This window comes from Pedococcus soli, assembly GCF_054782575.1.
Genome location: NZ_BAAGSF010000004.1, coordinates 503,304 through 520,430 on the forward strand (window position 1 = coordinate 503,304; position 17,127 = coordinate 520,430).

The following is a 17,127-nucleotide window of genomic DNA, read 5'->3' on the forward strand; positions in this document are numbered from 1 at the left end:
GCCCTCGAGGGACCCGACGCACCGGAGCGCGACGGATCCCTCGAGGACCTCGGGGCGGGACGGGTATGGCGCGTGCGTCAGGCGTTGCCCGACACGTCGCCGTGCGGGACCGGCTGGCCGAGGCGTCCGGCCTGGTAGTCCTCGAACGCCTGGACGAGCTCGGCGCGGTTGTTCATCACGAACGGTCCGGCCCAGGCGACGGGCTCACGGATCGGCCGGCCGCCGAGGACGAGCAGGTCCAGGCCCGCGGCATACCGCTCCTGCTGGGTGCGGGCCGAGGAGACGCGCAGCGCGTCGCCCTTGCCGAGCACCGCCAGCTGGCCGGGGCCGATCGGCGTCTGGTCCGGGCCGACGAACCCGTCGCCGCTCATGACGTACACGAGGGCGTTGAAGTCCTTGGGCCACGGCAGGACGAGCTCCCCACCCGGGGCCACCGTCGCGTGGACCATCGCCATCGGGGTGTGCGTCGAGCCCGGTCCGGTGACGCCGCCGACCTCTCCGGCGATGACGCGCAGCAGGCTGCCGCCGTCGGCGGAGGTGAGCAGACCGACCTCGGAGGAGCGCAGGTCCTGGTAGTGCGGGGCCTTGAGCTTGTCGACCTTGGGGAGGTTGACCCAGAGCTGGAAGCCGTGGAACAGCCCGCCACTGACGACGAGCTGCTCCGGCGGCGCCTCGATGTGCAGGATGCCCGAGCCCGCGGTCATCCACTGGGTGTCACCGTTGGTGATCGTCCCGCCGCCACCGAACGAGTCCTGGTGGTCGAAGATCCCGTCCATGATGTAGGTGACGGTCTCGAAGCCGCGGTGGGGGTGCCACGACGTGCCCTTGGGCTCGCCGGGGGCGTACTCGACGGCGCCCATCTCGTCCATGTGGATGAACGGGTCGAGGTCACGCAGGTCGACGCCCGCGAAGGCGCGCTTCACCGGGAAGCCCTCGCCCTCCGTGCCGGAGGGGGCGTCGGAGATGGCGCGGACCGGGCGCTGGACGGCAGCCGGCGCCACCGCGGGGACGCGGGGCAGGACGGTCAGGTCGGCGACGGTGACAGCTGGCATGGGACTCTCCTCGGATCGTTCAATATTCAACTATCGTGGTCAACGACCGGCGTCGTCAAGCCATTCCCGGACTCTTCGTCGTCCCCGGCGTTCGTGGCTCGCTCGGCGGCGTCGACGGCATCCGTGAGGAACCGCAGCACCGTCTCCCGCTCGGCCAGGGAGTAGGAGGCGATCGTCTCGCGCATGGTCGTGGCGATCGGGCCGAAGATGCCCGCCGCGACGCCCATCGCCTCGTCGGTCATCTCCACCGCCACCCGCCGCCGGTCGACCTCACTGTGGGTCCGACGCACGTGGCCGACCGACTCGAGGCGGCGCAGCAGCGCGGAGGTCGCGGGCGGGCTGAGCGACAGCCGGTGGGCGAGCTCACCGGGCGAGAGGTCGCCGCCCGTGCGGCGCGCATCGAGCACGTGGGCCAGCGCGTTGAGGTCGGTGCGGTGCAGGCCGACGGCTCCGCCCCGGGTGTCGATGTAGCGGTCCATCTCGGTGGAGAACGCACGCAGGGCATCGATGATCTCCAGCGCGAGGGCGGGTCCGGCGGGACGCGGCGCGCCGGGTCGCCCCGGGGCGCCGATCCGGGCGGAGGACGGGCCGGCGGTCGCGGGCGTGCCCTCGGGGGTGGGGTGCGTCATCGGCCCTCCTCTCAGGTGATCGGCACGGGATCGGCAGGGTGTGCCGTCCTCGGTTCGCGCGTCATTCTGCCGCACGCTACTGTTTCCATCGTAGAACTATTTCTTGGTAGAAGCGCACTGAACGTGATGGAGGAATGACGTGGCCGGCGGACATGGGTTCTCGGGGGCGGGTCGCGCCCTCGGCAGGTTGGTCGGGCCACGGGTCAAGTGGCTCGTCGTCGTGGTGGCCGTGCTGGTGTCGGCCGCGGCGTTCGCGTTCGCCGGCGAGCCGAAGGCGGTCTCGACCACCGCGGCCTCGCTGCCCGCCAGCGCCGAGGCCGCGCAGGTCACCGCCCTGCGCGAGAAGCTCCCCTCGAGCGGGGTGACTCCCGCCATCGTCGTCTACCGGGCCGCCTCGGGCGCGGTCGACACCCAGGCGGTCGAGGCCTCCCGTGACCGGGGCATCGCCGCCGTGAAGCAGTGGGCCCCCAGTGCCGCCGCCGCGGGCGGGGCCCCGACCACGGCGATCCCACCCCAGGTCTCGCAGGACAAGAGCACCGCGCTGGTCATCGTCCCCCTCAAGGCCGACCTGCCCGACGGGGCGAACTCCGAGGCGGTCACCGCCCTGCGGGCTGCCGTCCGCGACGGCCTGCCGCAGGGGCTGACCGCGACCGTCACGGGAGGACCCGCGTTCGGGGCGGACATCGGCGCGGTCTTCGACGGTGCCGACATCAAGCTGCTCGGAGCCACCGCCGGGGTCGTGGCGATCCTGCTGCTCATCACCTACCGCAGCCCGTGGCTGTGGCTCGTCCCGCTGACCGTCGTCGGCACCGGCGACCAGGTCGCCAGCAAGGCCCTGGCCGCGCTGTCCCGGTTCACCGAGGTCAGCGCCGACGGAGCCGTCACCGGCATCACCTCGGTGCTCGTCTTCGGCGCCGGCACCAACTACGCCCTGCTCATCATCGCCCGCTACCGGGAGGAGCTGCGTCGCACCGAGGACCGGCACGAGGCGATGCGCGCCGCCCTCGGGTCCGCTGCCCCCGCGATCCTCGCCAGCGGCGGCACGGTGGTCCTCGCCCTGCTCAGCCTCGGCTTCGCCGACGACCCGTTCGCCCAGTCCCTCGGGTATGCCGGCGCGATGGGCATCGCGATCGCCCTCGCCTACGCCCTGCTCGTCCTCCCCGCCGCCATGGTGCTGTTCGGTCGGCGCCTGTTCTGGCCGTTCGTCCCGCGCGTGGGCACGTCCGACCCCAGTCACGCCGGGGTGTGGCGCCGGGTCGGCGACGTGGTCACCGGGCGGCCCGTGGTGGTCGGCCTCGCCGCCGTGGCGGTGCTGGTGACCCTGGCGCTCGGCGGGCTCGGCCTGTCGGTCGGCCAGTCCCCCAACGAGCAGTTCCTCGAGAAGCCCGAGGCGGTCGTCGGGCAGGAGCAGCTCGCGGCAGCGTTCCCGGCCGGGACGAGCGAGCCGGCGACCATCATCGCCAAGGCCTCGGCCGCCGAGGCCGTCACCACCGCCGCCCAGGGCGTCGAGGGCGTCCAGGAGGTCCGCAAGGCCGGGGGCGGAGGTGACCTCGTCGAGCTCAGTGCCGTCCTCGCGGCGGCGCCGGGCACCACCCAGGCCTTCGACCAGGTGCGGGCCCTGCGTACCGCCGTGCACGACGTCCCGGGCGCGAACGCCCTCGTCGGCGGTTCGGACGCCGAGGCCCTCGACGCCCGCACGACGACCGAACGCGACCGCCTGGTGCTCTTCCCCCTGATCCTCGGGATCGTCGTGCTGGTGCTGCTGCTCCTGCTGCGCTCGGTCGTGGCCGCCGTCGTCCTGGTCACCACCGTCGTCGCCACCTACGTCGCGAGCATGGGGGCGAGCTGGTTCGCGTTCCAGCACCTGCTGGACTACCCGCCGTTGGACGTCAGCACGCCGCTGCTCGCGTTCCTGTTCCTCGTGGCCCTCGGCGTCGACTACAACATCTTCCTCACCACCCGAGCCCGGGAGGAGGCTGCCGGGGGCGCGCACGCCCGCGAGGCGATCGTCAGTGCCCTCGCCGTCACCGGCGGCGTCATCACCAGCGCGGGCATCCTGCTGGCGGCGGTGTTCGCCGTCCTCGGGGTCCTGCCCCTGGTGCAGCTGGCCCAGATCGGCGTCATCGTCGGGTTCGGCGTGCTGCTCGACACGCTGCTCGTGCGGTCGGTCCTCGTGCCGGCGGTGGTCAGCCTGCTGGGCGAACGGTTCTGGTGGCCCAGCCACCCCGCTGACCGCTGACCCACCCCGCTCCATACGAGTCGAGGTGCACGCCCCGGGATCCCCGGCGCGTGCACCTCGAACCGGCGCAGAGGTGGGAGCAGTGACGTGGGTGAAGGGCGTCAGGTGCCGAGGCCGAGGTCGGCCACGGACTTCTCGCGCATCTCGACCTTGCGCACCTTCCCCGTCACGGTCATCGGGAACTCGTCGACGACGGTGACGTAGCGCGGGATCTTGTAGTGCGCGAGCTTGCCGGTCGAGAACTCCCGGACCGCTGCGGCATCCAGCGGTGTCGCCCCGTCCTTCATCCGGATCCAGGCGCAGAGCTCCTCGCCGTACTTCTCGTCCGGGACCCCGATGACCTGGGCGTCGAGGATGTCGGGGTGCGTGTAGAGGAACTCCTCGATCTCCCGCGGGTAGATGTTCTCGCCACCGCGGATCACCATGTCCTTGATGCGCCCGGTGATCTGGACGTAGCCGGTCTCGTCCATGACCGCGATGTCGCCGGTGTGCATCCACCCGTCGACGAGCACCTCGTCGGTCTTGTCCTGCTGCTCCCAGTAGCCGAGCATCACCGAGTAGCCCTTGGTGCAGAACTCGCCCGCCTCGCCACGGGGCAGCGTCTCCCCCGTCACCGGGTCGACGACCTTGATCTCCAGGTGCGGACCGACCCGTCCGACGGTGCCCACCTTCTGCTCGAAGGTGTCGTCGGTGCGGTTCTGCGTCGACACCGGCGACGTCTCGGTCATGCCGTAGGCGATGGTCACCTCGGTGATCCCCGACTCGATGAGCTTGGTCATCATCGTTGCAGGACAAGGAGATCCGGCCATGATCCCCGTGCGCACCGAGGACAGGTCGTATGACGCGAGGTCGGGCAGCGACCACTCCGCGATGAACATCGTGGGCACGCCGTACAGGGAGGTGCACTTCTCGTCGGCCGTCGCCCGCAGCGTCGCGGCAGGGTCGAAACCCGGTGCGGGGATGACCATCGCGGCGCCGTGCGTGGTGCACGCGAGGTTGCCCATCACCATGCCGAAGCAGTGGTAGAAGGGCACGGGGATGCAGACACGGTCGGCCTCCGTGTAGCGGCACAGCTCGCCGACGAAGAAGCCGTTGTTGAGGATGTTGCGGTGGGACAGGGTCGCCCCCTTGGGGAACCCCGTCGTGCCCGACGTGTACTGGATGTTGATCGGGTCGTGGCGGTCGAGCCCCGACTGGACCTCGGCCACCGCCTCGGGGGTGACCTCGTCGGCCCGGGACAGCAGGGCGTCCCAGCTGTCGCCCCCGAGGACGTACGACCCGACCACGTCGGCGCAGCTGTCGCGCACCTCGTCGAACATCGCCACGTAGTCGCTGGACCTGAACGACTGCGCGAGGAACAGGTGGGAGATCCCGGCCTGCTTGAGGACGAACTCGAGCTCGTGGGTGCGGTAGCTCGGGTTGATGTTGACCAGGATCGAGCCGATCTTGGCCGTGGCGTACTGCACGACCGTCCACTGCGCACAGTTCGGCGCCCAGATCCCCACCCGGTCGCCCTTGGCGACCCCGACGGCGAGCAGCGCCCGGGCGAGGCGCTCCACCTCGGCGCCGAACTCGGCATACGTCCACCGGATCCCCTGCGCCACGTCGACGAGGGCCTCACGCTCCCCGAAGCGCGCGACGGTCGCGTCGAGGTTGTCGGGGATGGTCTGCTCGAGGAGCGGCGGTTCGGTCTCTCCCACGGCGTGCGACAGCGATGTCATGGTTGCCATCCCATCCCCTCCCGGTCCCGATCACAAGCCCGAGGGACGGTCTGTCGTCCGGCGGAAACCCGGTGTCGACGAGCGGTCACGAGCGGGTAGCGTCGCAGGCGACATGAGCACCACTCTCAAGGCCTCCGGCCTCGCCGCCGGACACGGCGCCAGCGCCCTCTTCTCCGACCTCGACCTCGTCATCGGCCCCGGCGACGTCGTCGGGCTCGTCGGTGCGAACGGGGCCGGCAAGTCGACCCTCCTGCGCCTGCTCGCGGGCGAGGCCGAACCCGAGGACGGCACGATCACCCTGACGCCTTCCGGCGCCAGCGTCGGCCACCTGCCCCAGGAGCCCGAGCGGCGGGACGGGGAGACCGTCGCGGGGTTCATCGGACGCCGCACCGGGGTGGCAGCCGCCGAGGCCGCGATGAACGCCGCGGCCGAGGCCCTCGCCGATGCGGCGCCGGGCGCCGACGACCGCTACTCCGCCGCGCTCGAGTCGTGGCTCGCCCTCGGCGGCGCCGACCTCGACGAACGCAGTGCCGTCACCGCTGCCTCCCTCGGGCTGGGCGTCGACCTCACCACTGCGATGACCGCGCTCTCCGGGGGCCAGGCGGCCCGCGCGGGCCTCGCCGCCCTGCTGTTGTCGCGCTACGACGTGCTGCTGCTCGACGAACCCACGAACGACCTCGACCTCGACGGGCTGGAGCGGCTCGAACAGTTCGTCAGCGGCCTTCGCAGCCCCGCCGTCATCATCAGCCACGACCGGGAGTTCCTCGCCCGCACCGTGACCCGGGTCGTCGAGCTGGACCTGGCCCAGCAGCAGGTCGCGGTGTACGAGGGCGGGTACGACAGCTACCTCGCCGAGCGCGAGGTGGCCCGGCGGCACGCGCGCGAGGCCTACGAGGAGTACGCCGACACCCGCAGCGGGCTGGAGCAGCGGGCTCGGATGCAGCGCGACTGGGCCACCGTCGGCGTCAAGAACGCCCGGCGCAAGAAGGCGGACAACGACAAGTTCGTCACGGCGTTCAAGGTGGACTCCGCCGAGAAGCAGGCGGCCAAGGCGAAGCAGACCGACCGGATGCTCGAGCGGCTCGAGGTCGTCGAGGAGCCCCGCAAGGAGTGGGAGCTGCGGATGACCATCGCCGCGGCGCCGCGGTCGGGGTCGGTCGTCGCCAGCGCCTCGCGGGCCGTGGTGCGCCGCGGCGCCTTCACCCTCGGGCCGGTCGACGTCGAGGTCGACTGGGCCGACCGGGTCGTCATCACGGGCGCCAACGGTTCGGGCAAGACCACCCTCCTCGGCGTGCTGCTCGGCACCATCGCCGTCGACGAGGGCTCGGCCGGGCTCGGTTCCTCGGTGCGGCTCGGCGAGGTGGACCAGGCGCGGGCGCTCTTCCACGGACCGCAGACCCTGGCCCGTGCCTTCGGCGAGGCGCTGGCGGACTGGCCGGATGCAGAGGTCCGCACGCTCCTCGCGAAGTTCGGCCTCGGCGCGGAGCACGTGCACCGCGCGGCGGAGTCGTTGTCACCGGGCGAACGCACCCGCGCGGCCCTGGCCCTGCTCCAGGCCCGCGAGGTCAACCTGCTCGTCCTCGACGAGCCGACCAACCACCTCGACCTGCCCGCGATCGAGCAGCTCGAGCAGGCCCTGGACTCCTTCGGCGGCACCGTGCTGCTCGTGACCCACGACCGGCGGATGCTCGCCGACGTGAACGCCACCCGCCGCTGGCACGTCGAGGACGGCCGCCTCACCGAGCTCTGAGACGCCGCTGCGACAGAGAGGGCGCGAGGGTCCGACGGAACCCGCTGCCGACGGACCCGGGGCGACCTAGCCGATGAAGAGGTCGGGCGCGAGCCCCTCGTCCTTGCCCGTCATCGAGTAGGGCGCGAAGTCGGCCACGCCGCGCGAGCGCAACAGGTCCTCGTCGATGATCGTCTGGCCGTTGAGTCCCTGGCCCGGGGTGCGAAGGATCTCGTAGGCCGCGTCGGCCACGATCTCGGGACGGCGGGCCATCTTGACCATCTGGTCCCCGCCGGGCAGGTTGCCGATCGCGTCGGTGGCGACCAGCGTCGCCGGCCACAGGCAGGTCGACGAGACACCCTTGCGGCCGAGCTCGTGGGCGAACCCCAGTGCTGCCAGCGTCATCCCGTACTTCGCCATCGTGTACCCGGGGTGACCGGCGAGCCAGCGCGGCTCGAGGTTGATGGGCGGGCTGAGGGTCAGCACCTTGGGGTCGGGCGAGGCGAGCAGGTGCGGGATCGCCGCCTTGGTCAGCATGAACGTCCCGCGCACGTTGACGTCCTGCATGAGGTCGTACCGCTTGGGGTCGAGGTCGGCGGTCGGGCTGAGGTTGAGGACGCTGGCGTTGTTGACGACCACGTCGATCCCGCCGAACTGCGCCGCGGTCTTCTCGACCGCGGCAGCGATGGTCTCGTCGTCGCGGATGTCGCCCACGATCGGCAGCGCCTGCCCACCCGCCTTCTCGATCGCGGCGGCGGCGGTGTGGATCGTGCCCGCGAGGCGCGGGTCGGGCTGGTCGGTCTTGGCGATGATGGCGATGTTGGCGCCCGCCTGGGCGGCCCGGATCGCGATCGCGAGGCCGATGCCCCGACTGCCGCCGGACATGATGATCGTGGTCCCGCTCAACACCTTCGTCATGGCCCGAAGACTAGTTACCCGCTGGTAGCGAAGGAACCCGCGGGACGAGTGGGTCTCGTCACGCGGGGACCACCTGAGTGAGCGCGAACTGTCGGCATCCGGGCGGGATACCGACAGTTCGTGCTCACCGAGCCGCCGAGCTGGGGCGGCGCCGCCGGCTAGGAGCGGTCGGCGCGCGCCGCGAGACCGTTCGCGAGCTCGCTGGTGCGCTCCGCCTCGAGCCGTGCCCGGGCGACGATGGCCTCGGCCTCGGCGTGCGCCGCTGCGACGACCCGGTCGGCGGCCGCCTGCGTGCTGCGCAGGAGGGTGAACTCCAGGTCGTGCAGGACGTCCGCGGCCCGCTGCTGCGAGTGGCGTCCGGCTGCCGGGGCCTCGAGCTGACGGATCACGGACTCCAGCCCGGTGTGGAACTGGCCCAGCGCCGCGTCCACGTCCCGGCCGAGACCGAGGAGCAGGTCACGGGCGGCGGTGATGGCCTCGTCACCGGCGTCGACCCGGCCGCGGACCTCGTCCTGGGCGCTGGTGAGGACGTCGAGCGCCGCAAGCGCGGTGAGCTCGTGCGAGTCGGACGGCAGCTCGGAGGCGAGCGCACGCTCGGCCCGGACCTCGGTGCGGCGGTCGGCCACGTCCCCACGGTCCGACTCGGCGTCGACCACGCGGGCCGCCTCGGGGTCCGTGTCGGTGTCGACGAGGGCATCGGCGTCGGTCTCGGTGTCGGCCTCGAGCGCCTCGGTGAGGGCCGGGGCCCCGGTACCGGTCGTGGCAGCGACAGCCGCCTCGTCACCCATGGACACGGTGGTGCGCAGCGGCACCTCCTTGATGAACAGCACCGCGACCAGGGCCACGACCGAGACCACGGCGGCGATGAGGAAGATGTGACCGGTCGCGTCGCCGTACGCCGCACGGACGATCTGGGCGACGGGCGCGGGCATCTCCTTGAGGTTCAGGGTCCCGCTGCTGGAGCCGCCGGCCGCGGCGGCCTGGGGACCGAGCTTGGCGAGCCCGTCGCGGATGTCGCCGGTCACCTGCGTGGCCAGCACCGCGCCGAGGGCCGAGACGCCGACCGCGCCACCGAGGGTGCGGAAGAAGGCGATCGTGGCCGAGGCGGCACCGACGTCGCGGACGTCGACGGTGTTCTGGACGGCCAGGACGAGGTTCTGCATCATCGCGCCGAGCCCGAAGCCCATGAGGGCCATCGCCAGGCCGATGTGCCACATCGGGGTGAGGTGGTCGATCGTCCCGAGCCAGGCGAGGCCGGCCACGAGGAAGAACGAGCCGCCGACGATGAACTTCTTCCAGCGACCGGTCCGGCTGATGATCTGTCCGGCGCCCGTCGAGGACACGAGCAGCGCCGCCATCAGCGGGATGGTGAGCAGGCCGGCCTTGGTCGGGGTGTAGCCGCGCGAGATCTGGAAGTACTGCGTGAGGAAGGTCGTGCCACCGAACATCGCGATGCCGACGGCGGCGCTGGCCAGGACGACGAGCCCCGCGGTGCGGTTCTTGAGGACCTTGAGCGGGACCATCGGCTCCTTGGCCCGGCTCTCCACCACGAGGGTGAGCGCGAGGGCCACGGCGGTGCCGACGAGGAAGTACGCGGTCTGGAGCGACCACCACGGGAAGTCGTTGCCCGCGAAGGTGATCCACAGCAGCGGCAGCGACGCGGTGATGGCGATGAGGACCGCGCCGAGGTAGTCGATCTTCGGGTTCCGCTTGATGGTGGGCACGTGCAGCGTCGCCTGGAGGATGAACAGGGCGATGACGGCGAGCGGGATGCAGACGAAGAACGTCCAGCGCCAGCCGAGCGAGCTGTCGACGATGACACCGCCGAGCAGCGGGCCGCTGACGGTGGAGACGGCCATGACGGCGCCCATGTAGCCGGAGTACCGACCGCGCTGTCGCGGGGCGATGATCGCACCCATGATCGACTGGGTCAGGGCGGTGAGCCCTCCCATGCCGAGGCCCTGCACGACGCGGCAGGCGATGAGGAACCCGACGCTCTGCGACAGGCCGGCCCCGATCGAGCCGATGACGAAGATGACGAGGGACAGCTGGACCAGCAGCTTCTTGCTGAACAGGTCGGAGAACTTGCCCCAGATGGGGGTGCTCACCGTCGTCGCGAGCAGCGAGGCGGTGATGACCCACGTGTACTGGTGCTGGGTGCCGTTGAGGTCACCGATGATCGTCGGGAGGGCCGTGGAGACGATGGTGCTGCTGAGCAGCGCGGTGAACAGACCGGCGAGGAGGCCGGTCATGGCCTCGAGGATCTGCTTGTGGCTCATCTCGTCGGCGGCGGGGTGCACGGTCGCGGCGGGCGCGGGCGGTGCGGAGACGGTGGTTGCTGACATCAGTGGCTTTCCTGGCGGTTCTCGGGGGTGGGCTGGAGGGGAGTGGTGGCGTGCGTGGGCCGCAGGCTGGGAGCGAGCCCGGTATGGCGCGGGCCGCCTTGGTCGGCGGCGCGCAGGAGCGCCCGCTCGAGGTGGCCGAGGGTCTGCGGCATCCGGCGGACCTCCTCCGGGGGGACGTCGACCAGGGCGCCACCGAGGAGCTCGGCGTACTCCCGCTGGATCGCGGCCAGCTGCTCGCGGCCCTCGGGGGTGAGGATGATGTGGCACGAGCGGGCGTCGGCCTCGTCGCGACGTCGCGTGACGAGCCCGTCCTCCTCGAGCCTGGGCAGCACGCGGCTGACGACCGAGGGGGCGACACCGGCGGCGACCGCGAGGTCGCCGGGGCGGGCCTGCTCGTCCTCGGCGTGAGCGAGGGCCTTGAGGACGGCCAACGGTGTGCCCGACGCGCCGAGCTGGTCGTGTCGCTGGCGGGCGACGGCGCGGCTGGCGCGGATCAGGCTGGCGAGGGCGGCGATGACCTCATCGGGGTGGTCGGGCCCGGATGTCCCGACAGGTTTGGTCGCGAGGGTGGAGACCACGACAACTCCTTTGGTTGCAGAACACAACTGTATATCTACATGGTTGCGCTATGCAACTTGATTCCGACGAGGTCCTCGCCGGGAGCGCGCGCCGAAGCCGCCCGTGCTGCCGGGACGGCGGGGACGGGTGGCCGGCCGAAGGCAGCCGGGACGGGTGGCCGGCTCAGACGGCGGTGTCGTTGAGCAGGCGCAGGAGGCGCGCGAGCTCGGCGATGTCCTGCGTCTCCCAGGTGGTGAGCTGCTGGCGCAGCCGTTCCCTGCGCCCCTCGAACGACTCCTCGAGGGCCCGCGAGCCCTCCGCCGTGAGGCGGACCTGACGGGCCCGGGCGTCCAGCGGGTCCGGGATGCGCTCGATCAGGCCGAGCTCCTCGAGCACCGCGAGGTTGCGGCTCATCGTCGACTTGTGCAGCCCGAGGACGTCGGAGATGTCGCCGCCCCGCGCGCCCCCGCCGGCCTCGGCCAGGTCGCGGACGGTGACGAGCACGGCATACCCGGAGGCGTCCAGGTCCGGGTGGACCTGGGAGGCGGTCCGCTGCTGGGAGCTGCGGGCCCGGCGCAGCAGCCTCGTGAGCTCGACCTCGAGCTCGCCGAGGGGGGTCCGGGGTGACATGGCCGAAGCCTAGGGGTGAGAGCCTCCCGCGGGGAGCCCTTCCGGGCCCGTACCCGCGGCGCAGTGGCCTCGAGCCCGTGTCAGGGTGGGTCCGTGCAGGGACGGCAGCGGTTCCACGGTCGGATCGCGGGGGTGGGCAGCACCTCCGGGGTCCGGGTCGTCGTGGGCCGCTGGGACCGGTCCCCGATGGGGGCGTTCGCGGACGTCATGCTCGAGCAGCCGGACGGCCACCGCGTGCTCCTCGCCCCGGACACCGCCGTGGCGGCGTTCGTGTCCGACACCTACGTGTTCGACGAGGTGGTGGTCACCGGGGTCGACGTCTCCCCCGTTGCGGAAGGCTTGGGCGAGGGCTGGGCGGTGACGGCCGGCGAGCTGCAGCTCTCCTTCACGCTCGGGAGACGGGCGCCCCTCGGGTGGGCGCTGCGCGCCCTACCGACGCCCGTGGCCTCGAGCACCGCCTTCGCCGCTGCCGCCGACCCCGTGGCCCGCACCCTCCTGCGCGGCGTGAGCACCCGCGGACAGGCCCGGTCCGGACGACGTGAGTGGTACGGGGCGCTCGACCTGCACCGCGTCACCTCGCTGACCGGGTCGTGGCGCGGCACCGACCTGGGCGAGCTGGCCCCGGTGGACCCACCCTGCCGGTTCGGCTTCTCGTCCACGCCGCGCGCGCCCGGGGTCACCTCGGTCGTGACCACCGTCGAGGTCCTGGCCGGGTAGGGCCCTCAGAGGACGACGGCAGCGCCCATCGCCACGGTGCGGTCCTCGGGGAGGTGGAAGTACTCGGTCGGGGACGCCGCGTTGTGCGCGAGGCCGACGAACAGCCGCTTGCGCCAGGTCCGCATCTCACGGCCCTGGCCGCGCTGGATGCTGATCCGGGACAGGAAGTAGTAGGCCTCGGCGGGGTCGATGTCGATCAGGCCCAGGTCCCGGGCGCGGGCCATGGCCTGCGGCACGTCCTGGTCCTCCTGGAAGCCGAAGCTCACCGTGAGGTGGTCGATGGCGTCGTACGGGTCGCCGAGCGGGTCGACCTCGAACCGGTCGACCTCGGCGACGACCGGGACGTTGGCCGAGCGGGTGGTCAGGATGAGGACGTGCTCGTGCAGCACGTGGTTCACCGTCGCGTTCTCCCGCAGGGCGAGCGGGGTCGTGTCCTTGTCGACGTGCAGGAAGACCGCGCTGCCGGGCACCTGGGTCACCGGGTCCGTGCCCAGCCACTCCACGAAGGGCGCCAACGGCCCCTCCATCTCCACCCTGCGCTGGGTGACGAGCGTGCGCCCGCGCTGCCAGGTGAGCATGACCGTCGCGACGACCACGGCGACGAGGATCGGCAACCAGCCACCGTGGACGACCTTGGTGAGGTTGGCGGCGAAGTAGGTCAGCTCGAGCACCGCCAGGGGGATGCCCAGCAGGAGCAGCCGGCCGCGGCTCCAGCCCCACGCCGACTCGGCGAGGAGCAGGAAGAGGGTCGTCGTGATGAGGAACGTCCCGGTCACCGCCAGCCCGTATGCCGTGGCGAGCCTCGCCGAGGACCGGAAGGCCACGAGCAGGATGAGGACGCCGACGAAGAGGGTCCAGTTCACTGCCGGGACGTAGATCTGGCCCCGCTCGACCTTCGAGGTGTGACGGACCGTCAGGCGCGGGAGGAAGCCGAGGCGTTCGGCCTGGCGGGACACCGAGTACGCACCGGAGATGACGGCCTGCGAGGCGATCACGGTCGCCAGCGTGGCCAGGACCACGAGCGGGATCTGCGCCCAGTCCGGGGCCATGAGGAAGAACGGACTGCGTGCCGACGTCGGCTCCTCGAGCAGGAGGGCTCCCTGGCCGAGGTAGTTGAGGGTGAGGCAGGGGAAGACGACGAAGAACCACGCCCGGCGGATCGGTGAGCGGCCGAAGTGACCCATGTCGGCATACAGGGCCTCTGCACCGGTGATGGAGAGCACGACCGCACCCATCGCCACGAAGGCGACGAACGGCCGGTCCACCACGAAGAGCAGGGCGTAGGAGGGCGACAGGCCGCGCAGGATCGCAGGGTCACGCGCCACCTGACCGATGCCGAGCACCCCGAGGACGGCGAACCACAGCACCATCACGGGCCCGAAGAACCGTCCGACGAGCTGGGTCCCGAACCGCTGGACCACGAACAGCCCGGTGATGATGACCGCGCCCAGCGGGACCACGAGGTGGCCGAGGCCGGGCGCCGGCACCGCGAGGCCCTCGATCGCCGACATCACCGAGATGGCCGGGGTGATGACGCTGTCGCCGTAGAAGAGGGACGCGCCGAGCACGCCGAGCACCATGACCAGGCCGAACCTGCGTCCACCGGGCCGCACCGACTGACGCGCCAGGGCGGCGAGCGCCATGACGCCGCCCTCGCCGTCGTTGTCGGCGCGCAGGATGAACACGACGTACTTGACGCTGACGACGAGCGTGATCGACCAGAAGACGAGGGAGATCACCCCGTAGACGTCGCCGGGGGTGGTCTCCACGGCGTTGTGGTCGATCGAGAACACGGTCTGCACCGCGTAGAGAGGGCTGGTGCCGATGTCGCCGAAGACCACGCCCAGGGCGCCGAGGGCCAACGGCACCCAGCCCTTGCGCCTGCCGAACTCGTCGTTGCTCACGAGCGATGATCCTCGCACGCCGCGTGGTGGGAACTGGAAGACTGGTCGCGTGCGCCGAATCACCCAGTCCCGCAAGCTCCACCAGGTCCGCTACGACGTCCGCGGGCCGATCCTCGTCGAGGCCCAGCGCCTCGAGGCCGAGGGGCACAAGATCCTCAAGCTGAACATCGGCAACCCGGCTCCGTTCGGGTTCGAGGCGCCGGAGGCCGTGCTGCAGGACATGGTCCACCACCTGCCGAACTCCCAGGGCTACAGCGACTCCCGCGGCATCTACTCGGCCCGGACGGCGGTGGCGCACTACTACCAGTCACGCGGCCTCACCGACACGCACGTCGACGACGTCTTCATCGGCAACGGTGTGTCCGAGCTGATCTCCATGGTGCTCACCGCGTTCGTCGACGACGGCAACGAGATCCTCGTCCCCGCGCCCGACTACCCCCTGTGGACCGGCGCGGTCACGCTGGCCGGCGGGACACCCGTCCACTACCGCTGCGACGAGTCGAACGGCTGGAACCCCGACCTCGAGGACATCGAGTCGAAGATCACGCCGAACACCCACGCCCTGGTCGTCATCAACCCGAACAACCCGACCGGCGCCGTCTACAGCGAGGATGTTGTGCGCGGGCTGGTCGACATCGCCCGGCGCCACGACCTCGTCCTGCTGTCCGACGAGATCTACGAGAAGATCCTGTTCGCCGACGCCAACCACCAGCCGGTGCACCACCACACCGCGACACATGCCGGCGACGACGTCCTCTGCCTGACCTTCAGCGGGCTGTCCAAGGCCTACCGGGTGTGCGGCTTCCGCGCCGGCTGGGTCATGGTCTCCGGGCCGAAGGCGATGGCCGCCGACTTCCTCGAGGGCCTGACCCTGCTGGCCAACATGCGCATGTGCGCCAACGTCCCCGGCCAGCACGCGATCCAGACCGCCCTGGGTGGCTACCAGTCGATCGAGGAGTACATCCACCCCGGCGGCCGGTTCTACGAGCAGAGCAAGACGGCCTGGCGCCTGCTCAACGAGATCCCCGGTGTCACCTGCGTCGAGCCGCACGGCGCCCTCTACTGCTTCCCCCGGCTCGACCCCGAGGTCTACGCCATCGAGGACGACCAGCAGTTCGTCATCGAGCTGCTGCGGGAGAAGAAGATCCTCGTCACCCACGGCACCGGCTTCAACTGGTTCGAGCCGGACCACTTCCGCCTCGTCACCCTCCCCGACGTGGAGGTGCTCACCGAGGCGATCGGCCGGATCGCGGAGTTCCTCGAGACCCGGCGCGCCTGAGGCGTCTCAGAGGTTGCCGGCGAGCTCCCGGATCCTGCGGATCGCGTCGTTGACGTTGTTCGGCGCCGAGGACGCCAGCGCCTCCTTGACCAGGCCCTCCCAGGCGTCCTGACCGGTGCCGAGCAGGTGCTTGTACTCGTCCTGCATGTTGATGAGCCGGATCCGCTCACCCAGCGTCAGGCCCTCACCGCCGGGCATCGCCTTGATCCGCTCGGCCCACTTGAGGTTCCGTGAGGGGATGTCGTCCCACTTGAGCTCGGGGTGGTTCGGCACGGAGTAGCGGTCGCCGAGGAAGCGCGGGATGTCGTTGAGGATGTCCTTGAGTCCGCTGGTCAGCTCGTCGAGCGAGTGGACCGAGCTCTTCAGGCCCTTGAGCTTGGGCCCGATCTCCGCGACGAGGGCGGAGACGCGGCTGGTCGCCTGGTGGATGACGAGCGGGGTGGCCGCACCGAGGGTGATGACGAGCTCGGCGACGTAGCTGCACAGCGCCCCGACGATCTGGGCGAGGGCGTCACGCACCAGCCCGTGGACCAGCTGGACGAGGCCGGCCGCGCCGACGAACCCGTACGAGATGGCGTGCGCCCCGTTGCTCACCAGGCCGTACTTGTCGGTCATGTCCTTGACGTGCTTGCGGTAGGACTCCAGGGCCTCGCCCTGCATGTGCCCCATCTGGGCCTCGGCGTGCCGGGCGTAGTCGGCCTTGATGCGGTCGAGCTCGTTGCGGACGTTGCTCCAGGTCTCGGAGAAGGCGGCGACCTCCTCGGGGTTGCCCGTCAGCTCGTCGAACCAGTCCTTGATGGGGTTCAGGTGGTCGATGACCCATCCGATGCCGGCAGCGAACAGGCTGCCGAGCGGGTCGGAGACGGTGGCGTAGACGTCGACGCCGACGGCGCCGGCCGACAGGGCCTGGTCCACCCACGAGTCGCCGTTGATCGACTCGCACAGGGTCATGCCCGAGTCGAGCAGCCCCGCGCCGGAGTGCCAGGACCGTTCGCCGGGAGTGGCGACGAGGCCGCTCACCGGTAGCCCCGCATGCGGGCGTCGACGTTGCCGTCGGTCGTCTCGGCGTTGGTGGCGAGCTGGCGCAGGTTGGTGCCGGTCTCGCCGAGGTCGGACGCCAGGCCCTCGATGGCCATCCGCCCGGCTGTGGCGACGACGGCGGCGATCCCCGCCAGCGCGACGTTCATCAGGCCGAACGCCTCGGCCGACATCGTGGTCGAGACCGCCGAGCTCGCCTGGCTGGTGCGGGAGCGCAAGGACTCCACGGATGAGGCGTGGGCGCGGACGCCGTCGGCCTCGAGATCGATACGCATGGACAAGCGCCCCCTTTGACCTGATTCCCCCTGTGGACGGCACGATGCTAGGGCGTCTCCCGCCCGGTTCGCCATGGGGAGCGCTCCCCGGGC

At 71.3% G+C, this 17,127-nt stretch carries 14 protein-coding genes; 4 read left to right on the forward strand and 10 right to left on the reverse strand.

Annotated features, from left to right (window positions below):
* Positions 1–77: 77 nt before the first annotated feature.
* Positions 78–1,052 carry a pirin family protein gene (locus ACYVKF_RS08430; RefSeq protein WP_056915876.1) on the reverse strand — a complete coding sequence of 325 codons (975 nt, stop codon included), beginning with the start codon at positions 1,050–1,052 and terminating at the stop codon, positions 78–80.
* A gap of 26 nt (positions 1,053–1,078) precedes the next feature.
* The gene (locus ACYVKF_RS08435; RefSeq protein WP_460966122.1) at positions 1,079–1,681 is read right to left on the reverse strand and encodes a MarR family winged helix-turn-helix transcriptional regulator; all 603 of its coding nucleotides are present in this window, start codon (positions 1,679–1,681) and stop codon (positions 1,079–1,081) included.
* 139 nt (positions 1,682–1,820) lie between these two features.
* Between ACYVKF_RS08435 and ACYVKF_RS08440 the strand changes: the two genes are divergently transcribed.
* Positions 1,821–3,920, forward strand: coding sequence for an MMPL family transporter (locus tag ACYVKF_RS08440; protein ID WP_460966123.1), 2,100 nt, complete (start codon positions 1,821–1,823; stop codon positions 3,918–3,920).
* Positions 3,921–4,021: 101 nt separating this feature from the next.
* On the opposite strand, the gene ACYVKF_RS08445 is transcribed toward ACYVKF_RS08440, so the two are convergent.
* Positions 4,022–5,650 carry an AMP-binding protein gene (locus ACYVKF_RS08445; protein ID WP_460966124.1) on the reverse strand — a complete coding sequence of 543 codons (1,629 nt, stop codon included), beginning with the start codon at positions 5,648–5,650 and terminating at the stop codon, positions 4,022–4,024.
* Positions 5,651–5,753: 103 nt separating this feature from the next.
* On the opposite strand from ACYVKF_RS08445, the gene ACYVKF_RS08450 reads away from it, so the two are divergent.
* The gene (locus ACYVKF_RS08450) at positions 5,754–7,391 is read left to right on the forward strand and encodes an ABC-F family ATP-binding cassette domain-containing protein (RefSeq protein ID WP_460966125.1); all 1,638 of its coding nucleotides are present in this window, start codon (positions 5,754–5,756) and stop codon (positions 7,389–7,391) included.
* Between the two features lie 66 nt (positions 7,392–7,457).
* Here ACYVKF_RS08450 and ACYVKF_RS08455 read toward each other — a convergent pair whose 3' ends face one another.
* From ACYVKF_RS08455 to ACYVKF_RS08470, 4 genes are all read right to left on the reverse strand, one after another.
* On the reverse strand, positions 7,458–8,288 hold the full coding sequence (locus tag ACYVKF_RS08455) for an SDR family oxidoreductase (RefSeq protein ID WP_056915880.1): 831 nt from the start codon (positions 8,286–8,288) through the stop codon (positions 7,458–7,460).
* Positions 8,289–8,446: 158 nt separating this feature from the next.
* Positions 8,447–10,633 (reverse strand): MDR family MFS transporter, encoded by a 2,187-nt coding sequence (locus tag ACYVKF_RS08460; protein ID WP_460966126.1) that lies wholly within the window; start codon positions 10,631–10,633, stop codon positions 8,447–8,449.
* Positions 10,633–11,211: a MarR family winged helix-turn-helix transcriptional regulator gene (locus ACYVKF_RS08465; RefSeq protein WP_056920223.1), complete on the reverse strand. Its 579-nt coding sequence runs from the start codon at positions 11,209–11,211 to the stop codon at positions 10,633–10,635. The genes ACYVKF_RS08460 and ACYVKF_RS08465 overlap by 1 nt, the downstream gene beginning before the upstream one ends.
* Before the next feature lie 163 nt (positions 11,212–11,374).
* Complete coding sequence (locus ACYVKF_RS08470) at positions 11,375–11,821, reverse strand: MarR family winged helix-turn-helix transcriptional regulator (RefSeq protein ID WP_056915882.1); 447 nt, start codon at positions 11,819–11,821, stop codon at positions 11,375–11,377.
* Positions 11,822–11,914: 93 nt separating this feature from the next.
* Between ACYVKF_RS08470 and ACYVKF_RS08475 the strand changes: the two genes are divergently transcribed.
* Positions 11,915–12,538 (forward strand): hypothetical protein, encoded by a 624-nt coding sequence (locus tag ACYVKF_RS08475; RefSeq protein WP_460966127.1) that lies wholly within the window; start codon positions 11,915–11,917, stop codon positions 12,536–12,538.
* Positions 12,539–12,543: 5 nt separating this feature from the next.
* On the opposite strand, the gene ACYVKF_RS08480 is transcribed toward ACYVKF_RS08475, so the two are convergent.
* A complete protein-coding gene (locus tag ACYVKF_RS08480) occupies positions 12,544–14,442 on the reverse strand; it encodes a potassium transporter Kup (protein WP_460966128.1) in 1,899 nt (632 codons plus the stop codon).
* A 49-nt stretch (positions 14,443–14,491) separates the two neighbouring features.
* Here ACYVKF_RS08480 and ACYVKF_RS08485 point away from each other — a divergent pair, with 49 nt between their 5' ends.
* On the forward strand, positions 14,492–15,721 hold the full coding sequence (locus ACYVKF_RS08485; RefSeq protein ID WP_460966129.1) for a pyridoxal phosphate-dependent aminotransferase: 1,230 nt from the start codon (positions 14,492–14,494) through the stop codon (positions 15,719–15,721).
* A 6-nt stretch (positions 15,722–15,727) separates the two neighbouring features.
* Here the strand turns inward: ACYVKF_RS08485 and ACYVKF_RS08490 are convergent, their stop codons facing one another.
* The gene (locus ACYVKF_RS08490; RefSeq protein WP_460966130.1) at positions 15,728–16,741 is read right to left on the reverse strand and encodes a hypothetical protein; all 1,014 of its coding nucleotides are present in this window, start codon (positions 16,739–16,741) and stop codon (positions 15,728–15,730) included.
* Entirely contained in the window at positions 16,738–17,034 is a 297-nt protein-coding gene (locus ACYVKF_RS08495) for a hypothetical protein (protein WP_056915886.1), read from the reverse strand. Before ACYVKF_RS08495 ends, ACYVKF_RS08490 begins: the two co-directional genes overlap by 4 nt.
* Between the last annotated feature and the right edge of the window lie 93 nt (positions 17,035–17,127).

Excerpts from the sequence above, each read along its gene's own strand:
- ACYVKF_RS08460 (WP_460966126.1), bottom strand. The coding sequence starts at position 10,633 with ATGTCAGCAACCACCGTCTCCGCACCGCCCGCGCCCGCCGCGACCGTG.
- ACYVKF_RS08455 (WP_056915880.1), bottom strand. The coding sequence starts at position 8,288 with ATGACGAAGGTGTTGAGCGGGACCACGATCATCATGTCCGGCGGCAGT.
- ACYVKF_RS08470 (WP_056915882.1), bottom strand. The coding sequence starts at position 11,821 with ATGTCACCCCGGACCCCCCTCGGCGAGCTCGAGGTCGAGCTCACGAGG.
- ACYVKF_RS08445 (WP_460966124.1), bottom strand. The coding sequence starts at position 5,650 with ATGGCAACCATGACATCGCTGTCGCACGCCGTGGGAGAGACCGAACCG.
- ACYVKF_RS08430 (WP_056915876.1), bottom strand. The coding sequence starts at position 1,052 with ATGCCAGCTGTCACCGTCGCCGACCTGACCGTCCTGCCCCGCGTCCCC.
- ACYVKF_RS08435 (WP_460966122.1), bottom strand. The coding sequence starts at position 1,681 with ATGACGCACCCCACCCCCGAGGGCACGCCCGCGACCGCCGGCCCGTCC.
- ACYVKF_RS08495 (WP_056915886.1), bottom strand. The coding sequence starts at position 17,034 with ATGCGTATCGATCTCGAGGCCGACGGCGTCCGCGCCCACGCCTCATCC.
- ACYVKF_RS08450 (WP_460966125.1), top strand. The coding sequence starts at position 5,754 with ATGAGCACCACTCTCAAGGCCTCCGGCCTCGCCGCCGGACACGGCGCC.